This is a genomic window from Variovorax sp. GW821-FHT10B04, from assembly GCF_059415645.1.
In genome coordinates this window covers 195,897-217,594 of sequence record NZ_JBWKNQ010000007.1, presented here as the reverse complement: position 1 = coordinate 217,594, position 21,698 = coordinate 195,897, and the positions used below count along the sequence as shown (strand labels likewise).

Genomic DNA, 21,698 nt, shown 5'->3' with positions numbered 1-21,698 from the left:
TCGCCGCCAATCGGCTAGGCCAGAGCGGCAAGTTCTGCCAGTAGGTAGGCATTCAACATGGGGCCTATCTCCTCAGGAAATTCGTCGCGAACGGCGGCTACCAAAACGCCCTCCAGCATGTACCGGCATCGCGTCTCTGCCTCGTTCTCCGGGAAACGTGGGCAGAGCTTCCACAGGGCGATAACGGCCGTGATCTGCGATTGCGAATAAGCCTTGCCGCTTGCCCGGCTTTGGGCGGTATCTGCGCCTTGGCTTTCAGCGTAAGTGCTGGCGATGACATTAAAGCCCTTCATTGTCAGCAGTTCATCCAAGCTCTTCCATTGATGCAGGTGTGAGGGCAGCATGGAGAGCCACAGACGCATCGCTTTTTCCTTGAAGAAGATGCGCTGCTCCAAGTTCTCGCCGAGGCGCTGGAGTTCCTCGTCAACCACCGCCATGCAGACATCGGCATTCCCTTCCAGAACGGCCCATAACGGAATCTCGTGAGGGCCTACCTCGTAGAAGGCAGTGGTGCCGGGGTACTCCTTCTCGAGCAGCTTGAGCGTAACGGCGCCGGGCTTGCGCCGCTGCTCGGCATACAGACGGAAGTCAATGGTGCTGAGGTCCACCAGATGCGGGGCCTCCCGCATCTCATCGGCGCTCAAGCCGCTTTGCGCTTGCAGATTATTGAACCAGTAGGCCACTCGCATGGCGCTCAGCGCATCCAGTTTGATGCCCGCTGTAGCTCTGGTGCTCGAAGATTTCATTTTTGTCAAGTCGTCCCGCCGAACGGTCGTTTCTGAGGTTTTTCGCTTGTTCTTGAGACATTCGGTTCGTCATCAACAACGAAAGGAACCAAATGACAAACAAGAAAATTATCGACTCACTTCTCCCTGCAACCGTACCTCTGGCGCGGACGAAATCGGAAGATTCCGTTCAGCTCCTGTATGCCGAACAGTGCGCCAAAGACCGCCGTCTCGCGGGCAATGACGGCTTGCTGTACTGCTGGCAAGATGACCACTGGGAAGCCTTGAGCGACCTGAAAGCGCAAGGCACCGCCTTCAACTGGTTGTCCAAGTTTGACCGTAACCGTGCCACTGCGGCCATCGCACAGTCTTGTGTGGAGGCGGCCAAGCTGCTGGTGAGGCAACTGCCAGCATCTCCGAAGCAGAAGGTGACCATCATTCCGTTGCGTGACTGCTGGCTCTTCGTGGATCCGAAGGGGGCCATCACTGCCATTGAGCCGGACATCGGTGTCGGCATCTGCCATCGTATTTCCTGCGACAAGAGCATTCCACCCGGCCCTTACACCCCAGAACCGCTGAAGCCTGATTCGCTGTTCGCGCAGTTCCTGGCCTCCTCATTGCCCAACCAGCAAGTTCAGGACTTCGTGCAGGAGTACATCGGCTACACCCTGACCGGCACCACCAAGTTGCAGGTCGGAACTTTGTGGGTGGGAGCAGGTAGCAACGGCAAATCGCTCCTGCTGAATGTCGTTCGTGCATTGCATGAAAAATCCGTCGCCGTGCGCCTGGACAAGCTCGCCGGATTCGACCTTGCCGGTCTGGTGGGTGCTTCGCTGGCATTCTGCGACGAGACACCTAAATCCAAGATCAACCAGCAGGCCCTGAAGTCGCTGATCAGTGGCGGCGCTGTGCAGGTGGAGCCGAAGTACGGCAAGCCATTCAACTACCGCTCCACGGCGAAGTTCATCATTTGCAGCAACCATCTTCCCAGTGCGACAGACCATTCCGATGGCTGGTGGCGCCGTCTGCATATCGTGGAGTGGAACCAGCAGATCAAGGGGGCGAAGGTTATCTACGACCTGGATCAGAAGATCATTGAGACGGAACTGGACGCGGTGTTGGACTGGGCTTTGCTTGGACTGCAACGACTGCTTGCCCGTGGCACTTTCGCGGTACCCCAGGTCATGGAGCAAGCCAAGCAGGATGCGATGCAAACATCCAATACGGTGTCGTCCTGGACCCAGGATGTCGGTGTGGCCCTGTCCATCTTGCCCAGCCAGATGATGACCAAGGCGGACCTCTATGACCGTTACCGCAATCACTGTCAGCAGCACGGCTTGATGCCCGTGGGAAATGCCGAGTTCTTCAAGCGGATCAAGGTCATTTTCCCGATGGTTCATGAAGACCGTGTCGTGCTGACCGTCAACGGGAAGAAAGAACGCGTGCGCCGTCTCGGACTGATGCTGGGCCACTTTGATGTAAGCGGCACGACGACGACTGCTGACCCGCATGCTGCACTGAATTCCATGCTCACGGCGAACATCCCAACGACTGATCCGAATGCCGACCTGAACGCGATGCTCATGGCGAACATCCCAACGGAAGACGAGGGCTTCGACCCGTTCAAGAACAGGTAAGACATGTCCAAGCTGTCCAGGCTGGCCAGGCATTTCGATGACTTGGCCAGCCAGACAGTGACGACAACTCTCTCATCCCGCTCAGCAGCTTCCACGCGACGAAACACAGAAATTGCCTGACCAGCCTGGACCGGGTGGACACACCAACCCAACTTCTAAGGAAACCAAAATGACACTGAACGAATTCACCCAGGCATTCAATGCCGCCTTCACGCTGCGCCAGACCAGCGGAGGTTATGTCTGCAGCCATGACGATGACGGCTTCGCCTTCTCAGTCACCATCCGCGAGGAAGAGCTGAGCTTCGGCGAGGCAATGGGCTACGGTCGCGAGAAGGAACGACCTGTCATCGACCCGGTCGATGCCATCTATGAAGCCTGCTACTGCGATGGTGACTCGCTGGAGGAAATCTCCATCTACGGCGGCAGCTTCAAAGGTGCGACCGATGCGGAGCAGCTCCGCCATCTTCTGGACATCGCGTTCGCACGAGATCAAGAACAGGTGGAGGACTGGTCATGAGCACGATCATCTGGGCTGAGACCGATTGGCACTGCTGGCGGATGGCGGTGATGGGCTATCCGGCGAGCGAAGCCGATGACTACGAGCCGAGGTCGGCCTTTGATTACCAGCCGAACTTTCGGACCCACACCATGCACAGTGTGCTGACCGATGCCAGTGTGACGAAGTTGAAAGAGGCCGTTCGGCGGGGTGAGAAGCTCAGGAGGTGGCGGCTTCAGCACTTCAGCGACGATCATGCGACGGAGCTTGAAGACCTCCTTAAGGCTGGGGCACTGGAGGAGCCCGATCCCTCATCGGTGGGCCTTGCGATGATCGCTCATCGGCAGTGGATGGAAATGCAAAACCCCCGTGTGGCGAAGGTGCTGGTGCTGTACATGCTTCGATTGCAAATGACCGCCGACGACATCGTGGACGAACTCATGCAGGAGAACAGCATGTTGGGCGAAGATCGCAACGAGCGATTCGCTGCCTTCGTCGCACGCTGCGGCACGGAATTGCGACATCAGAGCTTGTTGGACCGGCTCAAGCCGAAAACTGGCGCCGACGCGAAGAAGGTCAAAATCTGACGTAAGCCGCCGATACCGTTTCCGGCCAGTTCGGCCGGTCAGCTCAGTTCTCGTAGCAATGTAGCCTGGCGCAAGCGAAGGCCTTGGACGCGGGTGAGAAATCGCTGCTCGATTTGGCCGTTCGCCACGACCTTTCCGATCAAGCTTTCGATCGCCTTCAAGCGCGCTTCGGGCTCTTGACTTCCCAATGCATTGATAGACACCCAAAGCTCGTGCTCCCGGCTGCGTTGCACTGCGAGGCGGCCTTGGGAGATCAGAACGCCGGTGACTACTTTATCTTCGGCGGCGCCGTAACTCTGGTCCTTGTGGTACTGGAAGCCATGCCGGTGGACGATCTGCTTTGCTGCCCACAAAAACGAGGGGGTAGCGTTTGTGCCAGACCAAGTCAAATCGTCGACATAGCAACTATCTCGATTTCCATACTTTTCGGCGAGCTCATGAAGTTCGTCGAGCATCGGTTTAGCGGAAAAAAATGCGAGTAATTGGCTGATACAGCTACCTGTCGGCAGATGCTTGTCCACGGTGCACAGCTTGGTTAAGAGCGCTGACACATCGCTGCTACAGCGAAGGGCATCGTGAAAGAAGCGATACACCCTCGAAGATGCTACCGACGGGTAGAATTTCTTGAGGTCAAGCTTGACCATTGGTGCAACGCCGACATGGACTTGCGCGTTCGTGATGTACGAGCGCTTTTTCCGTCCAGAGTGCAAGTACTCCGGCTTCTCGACTCGTTCGAGAAAAGTGAACAGTCGTCTATGAACTCGCTCAAGCGCGCGCTTCGGCACCTCGACGCGTCTCTTCTTATCGCCCTGCGTGATGTCGAAGCAGAGGTAGTTGGTTGTCCTGTTCGCGAGAGTTTGAAGGACGCCGGCGTCAAAGCCAACCAGCTTAGCCAGCTCTTTTCTGCTCGCCATCTTGAACAGGGGGGACTGATTCAATGGGTAGCTCTTCATAGCGGCAATGCCAGTTCCTGATTACGCCTCGTCCTTAGCCGCAACCCAAGACAGCATCTTTGCAACTTTTCCAGCGACTGCAACGCGCGCGCGCTCAGCTTTACTGCCATCGACCTGCTCTGCAAAGAACATGAGAGATGACATGGGAATATTGAAGACCTCGGAGTATCGTTCGAGGAGTTCCAAGGTCACCTTCTTCTTCTCACCCTTTTCGATCTCACTGAGATAGGACTTGGAAATCTTTAGCTTGCCAGCCAAGTCCGTCTGAGACATGTCGTGGAAAACTCGCACCAAGCGAAGAGCGTCGTTCTGCACAGACATCTCCTTGCAAAAAATAAAAAGTCCAGAGGTCATCTTTCAGCTTGTGCCAAAGGCTCCAGAGGAACAGCGCAAGTCGACCGACTCGAATCGCTCCTTTGAGAAACCGGGGTCGAAAAAACAACCAACCCCACACATTCTTCTTCGATGCCTGCCGGCGGCTTGGACGCTTTCGCTTTTTTTCAGTCATGTTCTGACTCCTTCTTCAACACGGCCTCACGGAATGTGAAACCCTCGTCTGTCCTGAAGAAAGTGGGAGAACGCCGGCAGTTTTACCTCTGGGCCATTAAAACGGTTCCAGCTCGTCTGGAACCGTCTGCGCTACACAGACACACATCACCACGTACCAAGTCAACACGATCACGCGAGCGGCATTGCTGTCGTCGGCATCTCGGGAACTGGTGCACTAGGAAACACGTGCTGGGCAGAAGTCAGGAATCTTGCGATTCCCACGAGCGACGTTGCCGCCGCTCCGTTTTTGACAAAGCACCCTATAGCCCAAGCAAGGCCGAGTATACAGATGGTTTCGCCATGAGCAAGAAAAGTTCGCTGACAGCGAACAATCTAGGGGCGCTTAAAGTCAAAACACAGGTGACGTTGGGGGTGGGCGGGCTTGCTGTTCCCTTTCACCGTAGCACGTCGTTCTCGCTGTCAAGGTCGGCGGCTGCTGCGCATCCTTGCGTCGTACCGCCGTCTGCGAACCCTGACAACTGCGCTGCGGCGTGCTGCTTCCGGTCTCGGGCAATTCCGCCTGATTCACGGAGCCGACCATGGCACACGATCTCTTCGCTTCGCTTGACTCATTCACCACGTCCTACGCTGACACTTCGGCACTGCTGGTGCGCGATGTCGCGGGCAGCTACCGTCCAGCAGGCGACGATGAAATCCTGAAGGCCGCTCAATGCCTGCTGGCAAGCCGAGTGCGTGGCACCGATACGCTGTCGTCGCCGCAGATGGTCAAGGACTTCCTCAAACTGCGCCTGGCCGGTTTGGAGCACGAGGTGTTCGCAGTCCTGCATCTGGACTCGCAGCATCGGGTCGTGGAATACGCGGAGATGTTCCGGGGCACGGTCAGCCAAACTTCGGTCTATCCGCGCGAGGTGGTCAAGGACGCGCTGAAGCTCAACAGCTCGGCGGTCATCTTCGTGCACAACCATCCTTCGGGCAGTGCGGAGCCGTCGCGGGCGGACGAGATGCTGACTCAAACGCTGAAATCGGCGCTGTCGCTGGTGGATGTCCGGGTGATTGACCACATCATCGTGGCGGGGTGTTCAACGTTGTCCATGGCGGAGCTTGGCTTGCTGTGAGCAGGTGGGCTTTCGGGCTCTTGTGCAGCGTCAGAAACCGCTCAACAGGACGAACGGTTGCCGTTTCGCGCTGCGTCTGGGCGCTCAAAAACCGTGGCAATTTTGCGGCGCGCGATCATCGCTTCTCATGAGGCAAGCGGATCGCTCTAGAAAGAATTGTGCGCGCATTCTCGTGCCCTTGTGGCACCTCTTCTCTCGGAACTGTAAACGGTCCTATTTTGGCCTCCAAGAAGTCGTACCACTTCCGCCCGAGGTCATCGACAAACTCCACAAGAGAATCATTGGCGCGCCCGCTGTATGAAGGCATCCACAGAAGCCGTGGGACGTCACTAGCATCTACCTCCACATAACGATTGACCGTCATGTACAAGAAGCAGTCGATCGAAGAATAGGAGTTGGCTAGAAGATCACAGGCAAGTGCACGAACAAAATGGGGCTCAAGCTCTGTGAACCCGTCGTTCACGAATACAAGCATCCCCGTGGGTTCACGAATCCCGAAATGGATTTTCGTCTCTCGAATTTGCCGGTTGGCCTTCTTCAGTACGCGAGAAACGGCTGGACGAAAAAGCCGGACAAACTCACCAGAGAACCAGCTTGGATACTCGCCGGAACCACCGAGCAAGAGAGGACGCCAGTTCGGGTCCTCCTTAATCACACGCCCGATCAATGCTCGGCAGCCCTCGCGAACTGCGGAGGATCGAGCAAACTCTGTCTCGACCTCCTTTAGTTCGGCGACCATCGGGAGACTGTGAAACAGGAAGTCGGCGTTCTCGAATGTCCGAGGCTCTGGGAGAAGCTCTTCCACAACAGCTCCTCCAACCGACCGAACAAACTCTTGCCAACTCTCTTCAACAGCGATTGGGTCGTGTGGTCCGGACTCCCAAAATCCGGGGATTGATGGCATGCTATCTACAGCCCAATAACGAAAACGCGCTTTTTTGCTTCGCTGCTCATACGAATCTGTCCATCTTAGTTTGCCGTGTGCGCTAGCATGCTCGGCATCTGTCCTAGGCGCAAGTGGCGTTTACGGTACGAGGGCGAAGTTGATATTTGCGAGGGGCAAGCTCTGACCGAGCGATGGGGAACCGGCTGCTGGGTGTAAGCGAACGCATAAGACTTAGGAGGTCGCCATGCTGAAGGTGTTTCTGAATCATGCTTCTGAAGACAGAGCACTCGTCCTGCCCTACTTCAACAGGCTCAAGGCGCTAGGCCACGCCCCCTGGATCGACAAGAAGCTCCTCCCTGGTCAAGATTGGGACGAGGAAATTCAACGGGCGTTTCACTCATCAGATGTGGTTCTCATTTTTATGACGCCACGCAGTGTACGAAAACGAGGCTATGTTCAGAGAGAGATTCATGATGCGATAGAACGCCTGAAGTCACTTGTCCCCGGCGACATCGGAGTTATTCCCCTGATGCTTGAAGAGTGCGAGGTACCGAGCCAGATTGCACGTAGGCTTCAATACATCAGACTTCCCAGTGAATGGCATAAGGTTGTGGAGTCGCTTACCCTCGCTGCGGAGCAGCGTGATATCGCTGTCAACAACGGCCTCTCTTTGGGACCTTTCCGCGTTTTTCCACGTAAAGAGGCGCATGAATGGAAGGGAAGTCCTGGGTACAACCTTGATCTGCGACTCCCTCATTTTGAGTCGTCAAGACTTTCAAACACCGCTTTCGAGTTAAACGAATACGTGGCCGCACGACGCTTTGAATGCTTGCTAGAGTCAAGGCGAGCAATGTTGGAGCAAGAGCCGGAGCGATTCGTACATTGGTCTACATCGCAAGCTGACACACCGACCAACTCGTTTGACTATGCTATGGAGCCGGTTTTAGTCAGCGAGGCGATCCTAAGCCTCGTATCGTATGAGGCAGGATATTATGCCGGTGCTGCTCACGGATTTCACAGCACCAGCACTCATAACTTTGTCATCAGAGATGACTCCCTCGTGAAGCTGAAGCTTGAAGACTTCTTCGCCGACCCGTATTCGGCCTCTGCACAGTTCACTGACCTCTGCATTCAAAAAATTGCTCGAGAGTGGGAGGAGCGATATGAGCGTTTACCAAACGGGGAGGATCAAAAATCGATAAAGGATGCGTTTCCTGCGGAGTGGGCCACTTACGCCCGCTTCTCGCTTAGTTCAACAAGTGTCAACGTCCACTTTCCACCCTATACCCTAGGTGGATACGCAGCAGGGTCTTGGTTTGCTGAATTTTCGTTCGATGAATTAGGACCTATGCTCAAAATGAACGGGCCGCATTCTCTCGCAAGGAAAGCTGTCGCCGTGGAGCTTCCTTCGCAGGATGGCGGCGCGCCTCGGTGGGAGCACGAATGAGCGACGTCGAGTACGTGCCACGGACTTTTTTTCTCACCCCGATCGCCAATCAAGCCGGGGCGAACCGCTAGCTTGCAAATTGATTGCCTCTGACATGGCCGACTGAGGATGAATCGGATGAAAACGACGAAAGACCACGACCACACCGTTCTTCTTTGTTCAGACTGCTTTGTGGATGAGGGCCTTCGTATCGACGCCCACAAGCATGGCCTTGAAGCGGAAGGCGAATGTCCGAAGTGCAAAAGCCCGAGCGGACGGAAGCTGACCAAGGATCACATCGAAAGCTTAGCTTGGCGATTTTTCGTCAGCGGGACAACGCTCCGTGGGGACTATGGTGGCGCTCCGGTCATCCAGTTCAATGAGTACCACTACGGTAAAAGCGACATTTCCCCATCGCCTTGGCTCAAAGGCGACATCAAGCTGATCGAGGACGCGGCGAAGATCGGATTTTTTCATTATGGGCCTCGACTCTGGATGGTGGGTGAAGTCGAACCTTTAAAGGACCTTGAAAATCCAACGACGCGCTCAGAAGTCATCGCGCGAATTCTGAAAGAGTATCCGGAAAAGACACTTGCGAAGGACTCCACCTTTTATCGCCTCCGTATCGGCCCTCGACGGCCCGCCGACCCCAGTGAGTACGACAGCCCGCCTAGCGAATTTACCGGCAAGGGGCGACTTGACTCTATCGGCTTTCCCGTGCTGTACGGGTCGCAGGACGTCGACATCTGCATTCACGAGTGCCGCGCGACCGCCGAGGATGAGATATTCGTCGCTACATTGAAGCCGGAGCGAGACATGGCCCTGCTCGATCTGACGCACGTCCTTAAGGAAGACGTCACGGAGTTTGAGAGCTTGGACATGGCCATCCACATGCTATTCCTTGCACGCTCTCACTCCTACGAGATTTCCCGCACGATTGCACTGGCAGCGAAGGCTGCTGGCTACGATGGAGTGATCTACCCGTCGTTCTTCAGCTTGATACGGACGGGCGGGCGCCCGTTTGAAACGGCGTACGGCCTTTCGTTGCGTCGATTCCATCCTCAGGCTGAGGAGTATGGCCGCGCATTCACGATTCCAAACTTCGCTTTATTTGGGCGCCCGATAGAGAGCCTTTCTGTGCGCGTGCATTGCATCAACAGGTTGATGCTCACGCAGATCGGCTACTTAGGTCACTTTGGACCAGTGGTCTATTGAACCAGATTTCGTGCATTCAGCTTCAGCGTTCCGCCGAGCCATCTAACCGTCAATCGCATCGCATGGTTTCGGGTACGTGCTTCCTACGGCGCTTCAGCGAAATCGCTCATCTAGCCTGGACACGTTGGACGGATATCTGTACCAACCATTGAGCCGGACCGCACATCCTTAGAACGCGCCATTCATCGGAAACAGGTCACTGGCACTTGCATTCCCATCGTCACCTGCTTGAATGAAATCAGGGAGTGCGAGAAGAAGAAGAAGAAGAAGAAGAAGAGAGAAACAAGGTCAACATTTCCGCCGAAGGCGAACATGTCCTTGAAGGGGCTCCGCCCCTTACCCCATCTCAACGCTTCGCTTTCACCCCCACCCGCTGGCGCTCAAGCAGTGCGCCGGCACGGCACAACAACAAGAAGAAAGGACGCCGCCATGTACATCATCACCATTCCGCCCGCAGACCATCACGAGGTCGCCGACACCATCCTCAAGCAACAGCCCGGACAGGCTGGACACGATGGACAGCAACATCTACGCACCCGCCGCGTAGAAACCAGAGTCTCGCCCGACGAGCACGCCACCATCTGTGCCCGCGCCTTGTCGCAGGGCTTCGGCAGCGTCGCCCAGTATGTTCGCCAGCAAGCCGTCCACGGCAGTGATGCCGACTCACCATTCAGCAGTCAGCACATCCTGTTGGCTTGCCAGGCCGAACTCAACGACATCGCCGGACATGTGAATCAGATCGCGCGCCACCTGACCGAAGGCGAGCCGTTGGACGAGGAAATGCTCATGATCATGATGCAGGTCCTGGACCTCGCCGAAGAAAACCTGAAGCGCATCACGAAGGAGAGCACCGCTGCGGCTACTGCGGAGGCAGCGTGATCGTCCGCATCTTCAAGTCGGGCACTTCCAATGGCGAAGCGCCGGTGAACTACCTGCTCAGCATGAAGGATCACGCGGGCGAGCCTCGCGATGTCGCTCCCGAGGTTCTGGAAGGTCATCCCGCCACGACCATTTCCGTTATCAACGCCATCCAGCGCAAGCACCGTTATGTGTCCGGCGTGCTGGCATTCCGTGACGATGAGAAGCCGACCCGTGCGCAGTTGTACGAGGTGATCGATTCGTTCAAGAAGACCGTGGCGCCGGGCCTGTCTGATCGTCAGTTCAACAGCTTGTTCGTCCTGCACAGAGAGAAGGGGAACACCGAAATTCACTTCGTCGTGCCGATGGTGGAGTTTGCCAGCGGTCGCGGGAAACGCCTCAACGTGCATCCGCCCGGAGCCCGTAACCTCGCCCTGTACGAAGCATTCACTCAGGTGACGAACCACAAGCTGGGCTATGGACAGGTTGTTCCCGACACGATGCGCGCCGCCATTTCGGTGACCGACCGCAAGCTACCCGGCAGCAAGGGCAAACGGCGTTCCGCCCATCTGCTTCAACAGGAAATCGTCCAGGCGGTCCAGGCCGGCCAGGTGAATAACAGGAAAGAGTTGGTGCAGTGGCTGGATGACGCACTCGGCGTGACGGTCACCCGGCAAGGGCAGGACTACCTCTCGGTCAAGATGCCCGGCGCGACCAAGGCGATGCGGCTTCGCGGCCCGTTGTTTGAAGCCGGCACCGACTACCGTTCCTTGGCTCCGCCAACGAACGGGAAGCCCGGCACCGTCATGCTGACCGTGCCCGAATATCAAAAAGCCCTGGTCAGCCTGGACACCCTGGTCAGCGAGCGGCGAGCCTTCAACATCAAGGCTTACCTGACCCCTCGCACGTTCCCGAGAACCCAAGGCGCCGGCAGCGCCTCAGCCTCGCTGAAACCTGCCAACTTCACAAGAGCAACAACAAAGGAGAAACCCATGCCCATCAAGAAGACACCTCACACCGAACGTATCGTGGAAGATGCGATGACCACCGCGAAGCAGGCCGACGACGAACATGTCAAGAAGCCCGTCATCGCCACCACCGAACAGGCGACCCAGCGGATGAAGGCCATGCGCGACAGCGGAACGACGGTCTACACACCGACACCATCTACGGCCATGGACACGATCAACAGCATTCAGGCTGCCATCGGTGTCTTGCAACAGTCCATCAATGCTGCCGTGGCCGACATGGCGAATGCCACGACACCGGACGAAGCCAAGAAGGCTCAGCAGCGATTGATGGCGCTCATGGAGCAGATGGCGAGGCTGGAGCAGCAGTTGCAGGAGGCCAAGGTCAGGCAGATCAATGAGGCGCCGGTTATGAAGCTGAAGGTGTAGGGCAGCAAGACCTTATCGCTCAGGGCGTGGTTGCCTTCCACGCTCTCAAGTACGATGCCGAAGCCATGAGCGCAATGCGGTACCTCGGCCATCGTTGCGCCAGAAATTTTCTGGAAAAACGTACTCTCTCAGGTAACGCTCTATCAAGCGGCGACCCAACAAGTGTCGTGCCATCGAAGGTGTGCTAGAGTACGGCCTCAGCCTTTGTGCCGGGCCGTCTCGACAATGCTTCAAATATTGAGAGCTTTTGGACGAGTGTAAGTGATGGATGGTATATGGGAAATACCCTGAGTTCGACTCAAGTGGTCACTCCTATATATTGCCGCAGCGGGTGGGATAACGCAAAGCGCAACGCAAATAGCGGGAACGATGAAGGTCGGTTCCCGCTTTTCATTTGTGGAAGTCATTGCTGAACATGTTGACGTGGGTCCGATTCACGATGTCTACCCTCTGTCCGTGGCAGTTTTTGAAGATGGCCGATATGCGATCGCCATCGTTGTCGCCATCTGTTACGTTGAAGTGACGCTGATCCTCAAGTCTCTTTCCAAATCGAAATATGCCATTTAAGTGGCAAATGACCTCATGGTCACGACCGGTTTCGAATCGAGAGTGCTCCTCGAACCCATAGCAGAAGTGATGTCCGACATCGTCCTTGAAATAACGATCAGGATACTTTGAGCGCACGCGCGGTCCCCGTCGCTCGACAATTTGTCGAATCAGTCCGGACGATCGCGAATGAAAATCACTTTTCCCGGTGCTTTCTTTACACAGGATCGCAAGTTCGCGCAATTCCACCGCATCAAAATTGCGCAGCGGCAAGATCGCAGCTTGGAAAAATGTTGCGTCCTCCAGGTCGATCAGTAAGAGCCCGAAGTTTCTTAAGAGGCGAGCGGCGTGGCTAGATAGCAAATTCTGTAAATTTGGGGCATACGTGGTGAAGTCCACCTGTCCTATAAAGATCGCAGGATGTAAGTGATCGGCTTCGTGCGCAAACGGCGCGTCCAAAAAGAGCGCTACCGCATCGACTCCAATGCTCCACTCCAGCAAAGTATCAGTAAGACTCTTTTCCTCAAGACTTGGGTTGTAGACCTTCGGTTCAAAGCTCACACGACCCTGGATTCCCTTCGGCAAAAAATCGCCGTTCAAGATCTGGTCACTTCGATTGACGAAAAGCTTACTTGCTAGGCTATTGCGAGTCGCCAAGGCAACGAGAACCCGCATCTCAGCGAATGGAGACGAGCTTAGTGATCACAGACGCCGGCAGCATGAGATTTGGAGCATCGTCGGCAGCGAACGCTAGTACACGGAAAAACGTTGCTACGTCCTCCGGTGTGATTCCCGCCTCGGGCGGCGTGCGAACGTCGAAATCAAATTCGAACGGCACATCCAAGGGGACGAGGGCGAGCTTGGCCCGCAACGTTGGGTGTTCGACAAGCCTGCACCCATAGGTTGGGCCAAAGTCCTTAACAAACTGCTTCAAGGTCTGGCCGCTGAGGGCACCCTTGTAGTCTCCAGCATCGCGAGCTTCCAGTAGCTTCGGCAACGCGCTTAGAAAGACAGGTTGGCGTCGCTGCTGCCAGTGGTCGTCGGCGATGCTCTTGAGGGCTGCCCCCAGGGTTTGTGGATCCATATCTCTCGCGTAAAGGTTGTTCAAGCGTTCATTCTCGTGCTTCGAGAGTCACGTCGGGCGGCCGTGGACTGCTACCTTGACTTGCTCTTCTTCGCTGGCTTGTCCAAGTCCTTGAAGAACTCCGATGGTTGGATGCCCAGCGCGTTGACAATCTTCAAGATGTTGACCAGCGCCAAGTTGTGCTCGCCGCGCTCAATGCCACCCATGTAGCTGCGGTCAATCCCGCAAGCATCACCGAAACCCTCCTGAGAGTAGCCCAGTTCCTTGCGGCGGCGGCGCACGGCCTCGCCGAAGGCGACCAGTTCGGGCACCTTCGGTTTGTCCGGAGAGACGGGCTTGACCATTTCCTGATGGTCCGCGTCTCATGTATAAAACTCCACAGGGAAAGATAAGCCGGGATATGGTTACCATTTCGAGCTACGATCCTTCGGCGGGTTGGCATGGGGCCGCCCCAAGCTTGGAAGGAAGCTCAGATGAAGAAGACAGTTTTTGGGAGGGCAGCAGCCCTGGTGTTCTTGGCTGGCACTGCACTCGTGCTCGCGGCATGCGGAGGTGGCGGTAGCGATGGAGGCTCGTCCGCTACGGTGGGCACCGCGCCGGAAGTCACCACTCCGGTCACCGACCCAACGAACACCCCAGAACCCGCTGCGCCGGTGGCGACTGCCCCGACCGTTCCTGATGCCGAAGTTCTCGCGCTCGCCGATGCCACCAACATCGCCGGTTCAGGTTTTCCGTGGAGTGGTCGTTTTGCTGGCGCGGTGAAGCGCTGGGCACTGCCAATCCCCGTGAAGACCAACGGCGAGCCTCGTGCTGTGGCAGCCATGGACGCGATTGAAGCGAAGCTCGGCTACGTCGTCTTTGACCGAACCAGCATCGCTGCTGCCGACGAAGCAACAATCACACGCGGCATCGTCTTCCGCCAAGGCACTTCCTATCTGCCTGCCGGTGCCAATCCGCAGTCCTACTGTGCCAACGTCGCCCGTGCGCCGTTTGAGGGCGGCTACCCCTCCACCTTCATGTATGCGCCGGGCGAAATCTCGGCCCGGCTCTACGTGAACTTGGACAACCCCCAGTGCACGGCGTCTGCCGACATCGTGATTCACGAACTCGGTCATGCCCTCGGCATGGGTGCGCACTTCGCTGGCTTCGGCGACGACGACGCCATCGGTCCGGCGTTCTGGCCCGTGCTTGCCACCCTCTACGCCAACCCCATCGGCACGCCCAAGGCTTCGGTGGTCATCAAGCAAGTCAAGAATTGAAGGAGGACACCATGAAACTGATTGAAGGCAAGCTCAAGCGGTTGGGCGAATCCACCGTGAATCTGAAGAACGAGATCGTGAAGTACTCGCTCATCCAGATCGGCGACAAGACCCTGACCAACGTGTCGGTCGACCGCAAGCTCAACAACTTTTTGGCCGATGGCATTGAGACGGACCAAACCACGAAGCTCTGGCTGCTCAACGGCGGCAAGATCGTCATGGGCGTGCAGGTCGGCGGTGACACGCGGTACTACGGCACGATCAACCCGTTCTTCTATTTCGCGATGCTGTTCAACGTCGTGTTCACCTGCATCGTGTTCACGTATCAGCCACTCGGAGCGTTGGCGTGGGCTGTGGTCATCTACGCCATTGCCGGACGCAGGTGGGTTGACTACCGCAGGGTGGCGGCGGTTGGCGGCATGAAGGTCTGAGAAGTCGCCATGCCCAAATCCCTGTATGTGAGCTTCGGCAAGAAGGTGACGGATCGCCTCGGACCGATCAACGCCACGATGTTCATTGGAACGGGGGCGCTGGTGCCCGTGATGGACTTCGTTCGGCCGCACTTCCCGTACATGAACCACGTGGCGGCTGTCGTGGTGCTGTTCTTCGTCGCGCTGCTGGTGCTGAAGTTCGTCAACACGCCGGCAAACCGTGCCATTCCGGCGAGTATGGTGCTGTGCGCCGGGGTTTGTGCCGGCGCGTTCTCAGTGGGTGCCGTTGCCAGCTCAAGGCATGCGGCACAAGGTGGCTACATCGCTGCGACCTCGGACGACGCGAGAGCGCTGCAATCCAATCTGTTGCGGCTGGAGCAGCAAGCGGGCGACATCAAAAAGACGCTCAATTGGATTGAAGCAGGCAAGAGCGATGACCCACGGGTTGAGCTTCGCAACATCGGGGTGGAGTGGAGCGAGGACGGGCTGCGCAAAAGCTCACGCATCGGCGATCTGCGAGCGCTGGAGCTTTTCCTGCGCGGTGGCATGAACATCTATTCCACCCACGACAGCAGCCGCACCTCGTTTGCCGTGTCCGTCATCGCGAACAGGTCGCCTCGCATGAAGGAACAGTTGGAACTGCTGGTGCAGCACGGCTACGGTTTGAACGAGGCGACCACCGTGCAGGCCAAGGCCGATCCTGCCGCGCCGCCGAACCTCTACGTTTATGCGAAGGACATCGGCAACGAAGAGGCGGCGCAGCTTCTTGCCAGCATGGGCGCCGATACGGGCGTTTATGAACCGTGGAAGGCTAAGAAGCCAAAGCCCGTGGTACTGCCGGGGATCTTGTAGTCGGACATCAGGGCGACGGGATACGCCAACCGTCCCAGAAGCAAGAAGCCCGCAATCGCGGGCTTCTTCATTTGCCGGAACGGAACGCCAGCTTCAATGTGCTGCGAACTTGATGTCGTACTCCAACTTGTCAATGGCCTCTTTCAAAATCTCCATCGGCTTTTTCTTCTGATAGTTCGCAAAATGTGGGCTCGAAAAATCAATGCGCTTCTGTTCGTAGTGCCCCACGATGCCCATAAGGATGGCTGGATGCACGCCTGTATTGGTCATCCGGTTGATGAAGGTCACGCGGAACGAGTGGAAGACCTTGCGTGACTCCTTGATGCCGACGAGGTCAAGGTACTGGCCGAATCGGCGCGAGCAGTTGCGCGAGTAGCCATTCTTGCCGGGCGTAATGTGCGGGAACAATTGCACGTGTCCCGCAGCCTTGACTGTCTCCACGTACTTCAGAAAACCAGACTCCAAGACGCGTTCGTGCAGTGGAATCTTTCGGATGGAGTTGAGGTTCTTATCCTTGTCAATGTCCAGCAACCAGACCCCGTCTTCATTCTGAATCTGCGAAACCTTGAGGTTGGCGAGTGTCTCAATGCGAGCGCCCGTGTACAGCCCAAGAAACGGTACCCACAGGTAGTCCGGTTCGTTCATGTATTCGGCATAGCCGGGGTTCTCAAAAATGAGCCTCAAGTCGCTGTCAGTGAACTCGCGATAGCTTTGCGTTGCCGCCTGAATCTTGGCTTTGCTGGAAACTCCGAGCTTGTCAAACGGGTTCGCACTGAAGTACAGCTTGTTCCTGATGGCATAGCTGAAGAGGTCCTTCATGTACGACAGCTTCTTGTTGATGCTCGGTGGCTTCGCGCCATCGGAGATCATCCTGTTTTTGAAGCTGGTGGCCTGCTCGTCGCTCATGGAGTTCATGTCGGCATCGGTGAACAGCCGTGCGTACTCGTTGTAGGTGGACTGCTTCTCCTCAATGGTCTTGCGCGTGTTGTCCAGCTTCTTCTCAGCGAGGTAGAGGCCGACGACTTCACTGAAGATTTTTGTTCTTGCCTTGGCAGGGGCAACCGGAGCTGGCGGCACCGGCGCCGCGGCTTCCGTCGGTGCGATTTCAAGGTGCGCCTGCGCATCAGCAATGCGCGCAGTACTTTCCTTCAGAAACTGCTGCACATCGCCGCGCTCAAGCAGTTCCTTCAACCGTTCAAAGTCGTCTGCCGTATGGACGTTGGTGATCTTGAAACCGGAGGGGAATTCAACGTCAAGCTTGCGAAGGGGCATGGCGCGGCCAAGGTGGAAATTCAGAGCCAGCAGTTTAGCTGTGGCCCAGTCCTTGGTGCGGAGGGAGGTGCGCACCTCGCTGCCGTTGCGATAAGTGCGGAGGTAGTAGACGCCGTGCCGAGATTTCAGCACGTTCGGTAGTCTGTTCATTGGGGAGACCGTGTCACTGACCGTCTCACCTAACGAATCAAGTCTTGATTTTTCCCTTTAAAATCAACGACTTACCAAAATGGTGGCTCTTCACGGATTCGAACCGCGGACCTGTGGATTATGATTCCATCGCTCTAACCGACTGAGCTAAAGAGCCGAGCCTCAGATTATATCGTGGGTTTTTTCAGGCTTTCAACACCCACGTGCAGTTTTCGTCGTATTCCAGTTACTGGTGCGTGAACTTCGCCTTGCGCTTGCCCAGGAAAGCGTCCATGCCTTCCTTCTGGTCCGACGTGGCGAACAGCGCGTGGAACAGCCGGCGTTCGAACATCACGCCGTCGCTCAGGCCGCTCTCGAAGGCACGGTTCACCGATTCCTTGGCGGCCATCACGGCGATCTGCGAGAAGTCGGCGATCTGCAAGGCCGCGCCGAGCGCTTCGTCGGCCAGCTTGTCGAACGGCACGACACGGCTCACCAGGCCGGCCCGCTCGGCTTCGGCGGCGTCCATCATGCGGCCGGTCAGCGCCATGTCCATCGCCTTGCTCTTGCCGACCGCGCGCGGCAGGCGCTGCGTGCCGCCGGCACCGGGAATCACGCCCAGCTTGATCTCGGGTTGGCCGAACTTCGCGTTGTCGGCCGCAATGATGAAGTCGCACATCATCGCCAGCTCGCAGCCGCCGCCCAGGGCGAAACCGCTCACGGCCGCGATCACGGGTTTGCGGATCGAGCGGATGGCTTCCCAGTTGCGGGTGATGTAGTCGCCCTTGTAGGTGTCGACGAAGCTGTACTTGGCCATCGCCGCGATGTCGGCGCCGGCTGCGAAGGCGCGTTCGCTGCCGGTGATGATCATGCAACCGATGGCCTCGTCGGCGTCGAAGGCCTTGAGCGCGGCGCCCAGTTCGGTCATCAGTGCGTCGTTGAGTGCGTTGAGCGCCTTGGGGCGGTTCAGCGTGACGATGCCGACCTTGCCGGCTTCGGTGCGCACTTCGATGTTCTCGTAGCTCATGGTGTCTCCGTGAGGATGGTGAAAGGGGATGCGAGTCACTATACCCACCCTCGGTGTGCGGCGCTGTCTCCTGCTTTCCATTTAAGAATAATTCTCATCTAGAATGGATTTTCAACCGGAGTTGCCCATGGACGAACACGCCGTTCTGTTGCGCGCCTATGCCAAGGCCCAGGCGCGTTGTTCCCAGCTGCTGGCCGATCAGGCTGCGCAGATCGTGCGTTTGCGCGCGGCCGTGATCGTGCGCGATTCGGCCTTGTCCATGGTGCGTGACGAACTGGCGGCGCGCAGCGCGCAGGGCGCGGCGCTGCCCAAGCGCCTGCAGGGCCTGCTGGCGCCCGATCGCCAACGGCTGCGCGCGACGCCGCGGACCGCAGACCTGCGTGAGAAAGCGGTGCTTTGCATCGGCCGGGCTGCGGAATCGGCCGCGCTGGCCCAACAACTGGTGGAAATCGCGGGCGGCCGCTATCTGCATCACGACGGCCAGGACGAGCCCGATGCCGCCGCGCTGGAAGCCAGCCTTCGCGCGGCCGACCTGGTCATCTGCCAGACCGGCTGCGTGAGCCACGGCGCCTACTGGCGGGTGCAGGACCACTGCAAGCGCACCGGCAAGCCGTGCGTGCTGGTCGGGCAGGCGCAACCCATCCACGTCGTGCGGCGCGGTGCGGCGAGCGAGACCTTGCCGCAGGACGCGCAGCGCTCCGAGGCCTGAGCGCGCTCAGTGCGCCGCCGGGGTGTGCGACGCGGCTGGTGCGTGTGCCGCAGGCGGCACCAGCCAGGCCGACAGCTTGGCGGCATCCTGCGAAAAGAGCCGCCAGGTCGTGACCCCGGTCGGCAGCGTCAACGTCAGGCGAAGCAGGCGGCGGTCGCGGGCGACCAGCGCGGTCATCTTCTTCTGCGGGCCCAGATACAGGGCCAGATCGTCGAGCTTGCTCAGGCGCCAGCCTTGCGGCGTTTGTCCCTTGGGGGCCGGCAGTTCGATGCCGATCCATTCGTCGTTGGCGGAGAACCCGGCCTTTTCCGCCGCGCCGCCACGCATCACCACCTTGACCTGGACGCTGCCGTTGGCCTCGGCCACGCGCAAACCCAGCTCCTGGGCGCGCTGGGCAGGGTCGTCCAGCGTGGACACGCCGTGCGCCCGCAGCAGTTCGGACAGCGGCAGATCGTCGGTGCCGTGGACCCAGCGCGCGATCTCCGGCGCATAGGAGCGGCCACCGACGGTCTCGAGCGCCGCCGCCACGTCGGCCTCGCTGATCGGGCCGCCGTCGCTCCGCGTCCACAGCAGGCGCATCACGTCGTCCAGCGAGCCCTTGCCTTCGCTGCGCAGCGTGAGGTCGAAGCACATCGCGACCAGCGAGCCCTTCGTGTAATAGCTGATCGTGCTGTTGGGCGTCTGCTCGTCCTGGCGGTAGTACTTGACCCAGGCGTCGAAGCTCGCATCGGCCACCGACTGCACCAGGCGGCCTGGCGCCTGCAGCACGCCGTTGATGGTCTTGTTGACCAGACGCAGGTAGGTGGCATCGTCGATCCGGCCGGCGCGGCGCAGCAACAGGTCATCGTAGTAGCTCGTGAAGCCCTCGAACAGCCACAGCAGTTGCGTGTAGTTCTCCTGTGCGTAGTCGTAGTGGGCGAACTCCGCCGGCCGCAGCCGCTTGACGTTCCAGGTGTGGAAGTACTCGTGGCTGATCAGCCCGAGCAGCGTGGTGTAGCCCTCGGGCTGCTTCTTGGCGGCCAGTTGCGGCAGGTCGCGGCGGGTGCAGATCAGCGCGGTCGAATGGCGATGCTCCAGTCCGCCGTAGCCGTCGTCGACCGCGTTCAGCATGAACACGTAGCGGTCGTGGGGCGGCTTGGGGCCACCGCGCTTGCCGACCTTGTCGCCGTGCCAGAAGCGCATCTCGGCCTCGCAGATCGCCTGCGTGTCGGCGATCAGCTTCTCGCCGTCGAACGAGGCGGTCGCGCCTGCGACGACGAAGCGGTGCGGGACGCCGCACACGTCGAAATCGGCGCTCCAGAAGGTGCCGAGCTCGACCGGGCTGTCGGCCAGTTCATCGTAGTGGGCGGCCCGGTAGCTGCCGAAACCCTGCTTGTCGACATCGACCGGCACCAGCGCGGTCGCACATGACCAGCGTCCCCGGCCGGCGATGGCCGGCGGTGCCACGATGTCGATCGCATGCGGCGCATCGGCCTGGCCGTCGACGCGCAGGCACAGGCTGGTGCCGTTGAAGAATCCGCGATCGTCGTCCAGCCAGGCGGTGCGCACCGAATGGTCGTAGGCGCAGACTTCGTAGCGCAGCACCAGCGGCTTGGCCGGTGCGCAGTCGATCTGCCAGCTGTGCTTGTCGAGTTGCGTGAGCGCCAGCTTGCGGCGCCCCTGTGTCGCGCGCAGGCCCTGCAGGTTCTTGGCGAATTCGCGGATCAGGTAGCTGCCCGGTATCCAGACCGGAAGCGACACCCGCTGCAGCGCGGCGGGTGCATCGATGGTCAGCGTGACGGCGAAGAGATGGGCGTGGCGGTCCGCGCATTCCACGCGGTAGTGGATTCCGGGCGTGCTCGACATCAGTTGGCGGCGGTGAGTTGCTTCTCGACCTGCGCTGCCGGAATGGCGCCCGGCGTGCGCGTCCCGTTGCTGAAGATCAGCGTCGGCGTGCCGGTGATGTTGTAGCGCTGGCCGAATTCACGGTTGCGCTGCAGCGCCGCGGTGTCGCATTCGGCGGTGGCCGGCATCGTGCCCTTCGTCATCCAGTCGCTCCACGACTTGGCCTTGTCCTTGGCGCACCAGATGTTGCGCGACTTCACGACCGAATCGGGGCCGAGCACCGCGTAGAGGAACAGATGGATCGTCACGTTGTCGACGGTCGCCAGCTCGCGCTCGAACTGCTTGCAATAGCCGCAATTCGGATCTTCGAAGACCGCCAGCTGCCGCTTGCCGTTGCCGCGCACGATCTTGAAGGCGTCCTTGACCGGCAGCTTGTCGAAATCGATCGCGGTGAGCTTTTCGGTGCGTTCCTCGGTGAGGTTCTTGCGCGCCTTCACGTCGAAGAGACTGCCCTGCAGCAGGTAGTTGCCCTGTTCGTCCGTGTAGTAGATCTCGGTGCTGTTGATGCGCACCTCGTAGAGGCCTGGCATCGGCGCCTTGCTGATCTCGTCGATCTTGGCGAACTGCGGGATCTGTGCGGCGAGGTTCTTTCGGATCTCGGCTTCGCCCGCGAAGGCAGCGAGCGATGCGCCCAACGCCGCAGCAGCCAGAACGATGCGTGCGATGCAGGTGAGTGGGGCGGACGTGCGTGCGTTCATGT

Annotated in this window: 23 protein-coding genes and 1 tRNA gene; 12 read left to right on the top strand and 12 right to left on the bottom strand. The window is 58.5% G+C overall.

From position 1 onward, the window contains the following. Positions 1-14 precede the first annotated feature (14 nt). The gene (locus tag AC07PZ_RS18930; RefSeq protein ID WP_495296674.1) at positions 15-746 is read right to left on the bottom strand and encodes a hypothetical protein; all 732 of its coding nucleotides are present in this window, start codon (positions 744-746) and stop codon (positions 15-17) included. Between the two features lie 92 nt (positions 747-838). On the opposite strand from AC07PZ_RS18930, the gene AC07PZ_RS18925 reads away from it, so the two are divergent. The 3 genes from AC07PZ_RS18925 (at position 839) to AC07PZ_RS18915 (ending at position 3,445) form a co-directional block, all read left to right on the top strand. After that, positions 839-2,362, top strand: coding sequence for a DNA primase family protein (locus AC07PZ_RS18925; RefSeq protein WP_495296673.1), 1,524 nt, complete (start codon positions 839-841; stop codon positions 2,360-2,362). Positions 2,363-2,531: 169 nt separating this feature from the next. Beyond that, entirely contained in the window at positions 2,532-2,879 is a 348-nt protein-coding gene (locus tag AC07PZ_RS18920) for a hypothetical protein (RefSeq protein ID WP_495296672.1), read from the top strand. Continuing rightward, positions 2,876-3,445 (top strand): hypothetical protein, encoded by a 570-nt coding sequence (locus tag AC07PZ_RS18915; protein ID WP_495296671.1) that lies wholly within the window; start codon positions 2,876-2,878, stop codon positions 3,443-3,445. The genes AC07PZ_RS18920 and AC07PZ_RS18915 overlap by 4 nt, the downstream gene beginning before the upstream one ends. 38 nt (positions 3,446-3,483) lie before the next feature. Here AC07PZ_RS18915 and AC07PZ_RS18910 read toward each other — a convergent pair whose 3' ends face one another. Both AC07PZ_RS18910 and AC07PZ_RS18905 read right to left on the bottom strand, forming a co-directional pair. Further along, positions 3,484-4,398: a reverse transcriptase family protein gene (locus tag AC07PZ_RS18910; RefSeq protein WP_495296670.1), complete on the bottom strand. Its 915-nt coding sequence runs from the start codon at positions 4,396-4,398 to the stop codon at positions 3,484-3,486. Between the two features lie 21 nt (positions 4,399-4,419). Next, entirely contained in the window at positions 4,420-4,752 is a 333-nt protein-coding gene (locus AC07PZ_RS18905; protein WP_495296669.1) for a helix-turn-helix domain-containing protein, read from the bottom strand. Between the two features lie 734 nt (positions 4,753-5,486). On the opposite strand from AC07PZ_RS18905, the gene radC reads away from it, so the two are divergent. After that, on the top strand, positions 5,487-6,023 hold the full coding sequence (gene radC, locus AC07PZ_RS18900; protein ID WP_495296668.1) for a RadC family protein: 537 nt from the start codon (positions 5,487-5,489) through the stop codon (positions 6,021-6,023). Between the two features lie 115 nt (positions 6,024-6,138). Here the strand turns inward: radC and AC07PZ_RS18895 are convergent, their stop codons facing one another. Beyond that, positions 6,139-6,828, bottom strand: a complete 690-nt coding sequence (locus tag AC07PZ_RS18895) for a hypothetical protein (protein ID WP_495296667.1) — start codon at positions 6,826-6,828, stop codon at positions 6,139-6,141. Between the two features lie 325 nt (positions 6,829-7,153). Here AC07PZ_RS18895 and AC07PZ_RS18890 point away from each other — a divergent pair, with 325 nt between their 5' ends. From AC07PZ_RS18890 to AC07PZ_RS18875, 4 genes are all read left to right on the top strand, one after another. Beyond that, positions 7,154-8,356 carry a TIR domain-containing protein gene (locus AC07PZ_RS18890; RefSeq protein WP_495296666.1) on the top strand — a complete coding sequence of 401 codons (1,203 nt, stop codon included), beginning with the start codon at positions 7,154-7,156 and terminating at the stop codon, positions 8,354-8,356. A gap of 117 nt (positions 8,357-8,473) precedes the next feature. Continuing rightward, positions 8,474-9,550 (top strand): RES family NAD+ phosphorylase, encoded by a 1,077-nt coding sequence (locus AC07PZ_RS18885; protein ID WP_495296665.1) that lies wholly within the window; start codon positions 8,474-8,476, stop codon positions 9,548-9,550. 429 nt (positions 9,551-9,979) lie between these two features. Beyond that, positions 9,980-10,429: a plasmid mobilization protein gene (locus AC07PZ_RS18880; RefSeq protein ID WP_495296664.1), complete on the top strand. Its 450-nt coding sequence runs from the start codon at positions 9,980-9,982 to the stop codon at positions 10,427-10,429. Next, positions 10,426-11,805, top strand: a complete 1,380-nt coding sequence (locus AC07PZ_RS18875; protein WP_495296663.1) for a relaxase family protein — start codon at positions 10,426-10,428, stop codon at positions 11,803-11,805. Before AC07PZ_RS18880 ends, AC07PZ_RS18875 begins: the two co-directional genes overlap by 4 nt. A 390-nt stretch (positions 11,806-12,195) precedes the next feature. Here the strand turns inward: AC07PZ_RS18875 and AC07PZ_RS18870 are convergent, their stop codons facing one another. From AC07PZ_RS18870 to AC07PZ_RS18860, 3 genes are all read right to left on the bottom strand, one after another. After that, complete coding sequence (locus AC07PZ_RS18870; protein ID WP_495296662.1) at positions 12,196-12,951, bottom strand: hypothetical protein; 756 nt, start codon at positions 12,949-12,951, stop codon at positions 12,196-12,198. Positions 12,952-13,027: 76 nt separating this feature from the next. Further along, the gene (locus tag AC07PZ_RS18865) at positions 13,028-13,459 is read right to left on the bottom strand and encodes a hypothetical protein (RefSeq protein WP_495296661.1); all 432 of its coding nucleotides are present in this window, start codon (positions 13,457-13,459) and stop codon (positions 13,028-13,030) included. Between the two features lie 47 nt (positions 13,460-13,506). Beyond that, positions 13,507-13,779, bottom strand: coding sequence for a helix-turn-helix domain-containing protein (locus AC07PZ_RS18860; protein WP_495296660.1), 273 nt, complete (start codon positions 13,777-13,779; stop codon positions 13,507-13,509). Between the two features lie 129 nt (positions 13,780-13,908). Between AC07PZ_RS18860 and AC07PZ_RS18855 the strand changes: the two genes are divergently transcribed. From AC07PZ_RS18855 to AC07PZ_RS18845, 3 genes are read left to right on the top strand one after another with little or no spacing between them, the layout of a single operon-like run. Further along, positions 13,909-14,694 (top strand): hypothetical protein, encoded by a 786-nt coding sequence (locus tag AC07PZ_RS18855; RefSeq protein WP_495296659.1) that lies wholly within the window; start codon positions 13,909-13,911, stop codon positions 14,692-14,694. Positions 14,695-14,705: 11 nt separating this feature from the next. Next, complete coding sequence (locus AC07PZ_RS18850; protein ID WP_495296658.1) at positions 14,706-15,125, top strand: hypothetical protein; 420 nt, start codon at positions 14,706-14,708, stop codon at positions 15,123-15,125. Between the two features lie 9 nt (positions 15,126-15,134). Next, entirely contained in the window at positions 15,135-15,977 is an 843-nt protein-coding gene (locus AC07PZ_RS18845; protein ID WP_495296657.1) for a hypothetical protein, read from the top strand. A 93-nt stretch (positions 15,978-16,070) separates the two neighbouring features. Here AC07PZ_RS18845 and AC07PZ_RS18840 read toward each other — a convergent pair whose 3' ends face one another. The 3 genes from AC07PZ_RS18840 to AC07PZ_RS18830 form a co-directional block, all read right to left on the bottom strand. Further along, positions 16,071-17,399 (bottom strand): site-specific integrase, encoded by a 1,329-nt coding sequence (locus tag AC07PZ_RS18840; protein ID WP_495296656.1) that lies wholly within the window; start codon positions 17,397-17,399, stop codon positions 16,071-16,073. An 80-nt stretch (positions 17,400-17,479) separates the two neighbouring features. Further along, positions 17,480-17,556, bottom strand: a tRNA-Met gene (locus AC07PZ_RS18835). Positions 17,557-17,625: 69 nt separating this feature from the next. Then, positions 17,626-18,405 (bottom strand): enoyl-CoA hydratase, encoded by a 780-nt coding sequence (locus tag AC07PZ_RS18830; RefSeq protein WP_495296655.1) that lies wholly within the window; start codon positions 18,403-18,405, stop codon positions 17,626-17,628. A gap of 127 nt (positions 18,406-18,532) precedes the next feature. Here AC07PZ_RS18830 and AC07PZ_RS18825 point away from each other — a divergent pair, with 127 nt between their 5' ends. Next, positions 18,533-19,114 carry a DUF2325 domain-containing protein gene (locus AC07PZ_RS18825; RefSeq protein WP_495296654.1) on the top strand — a complete coding sequence of 194 codons (582 nt, stop codon included), beginning with the start codon at positions 18,533-18,535 and terminating at the stop codon, positions 19,112-19,114. A gap of 6 nt (positions 19,115-19,120) precedes the next feature. On the opposite strand, the gene AC07PZ_RS18820 is transcribed toward AC07PZ_RS18825, so the two are convergent. Then, positions 19,121-20,959: a M61 family metallopeptidase gene (locus AC07PZ_RS18820; protein WP_495296653.1), complete on the bottom strand. Its 1,839-nt coding sequence runs from the start codon at positions 20,957-20,959 to the stop codon at positions 19,121-19,123. Then, the gene (locus tag AC07PZ_RS18815) at positions 20,959-21,696 is read right to left on the bottom strand and encodes a DsbC family protein (RefSeq protein WP_495296652.1); all 738 of its coding nucleotides are present in this window, start codon (positions 21,694-21,696) and stop codon (positions 20,959-20,961) included. The genes AC07PZ_RS18820 and AC07PZ_RS18815 overlap by 1 nt, the downstream gene beginning before the upstream one ends. Positions 21,697-21,698: the final 2 nt, after the last annotated feature.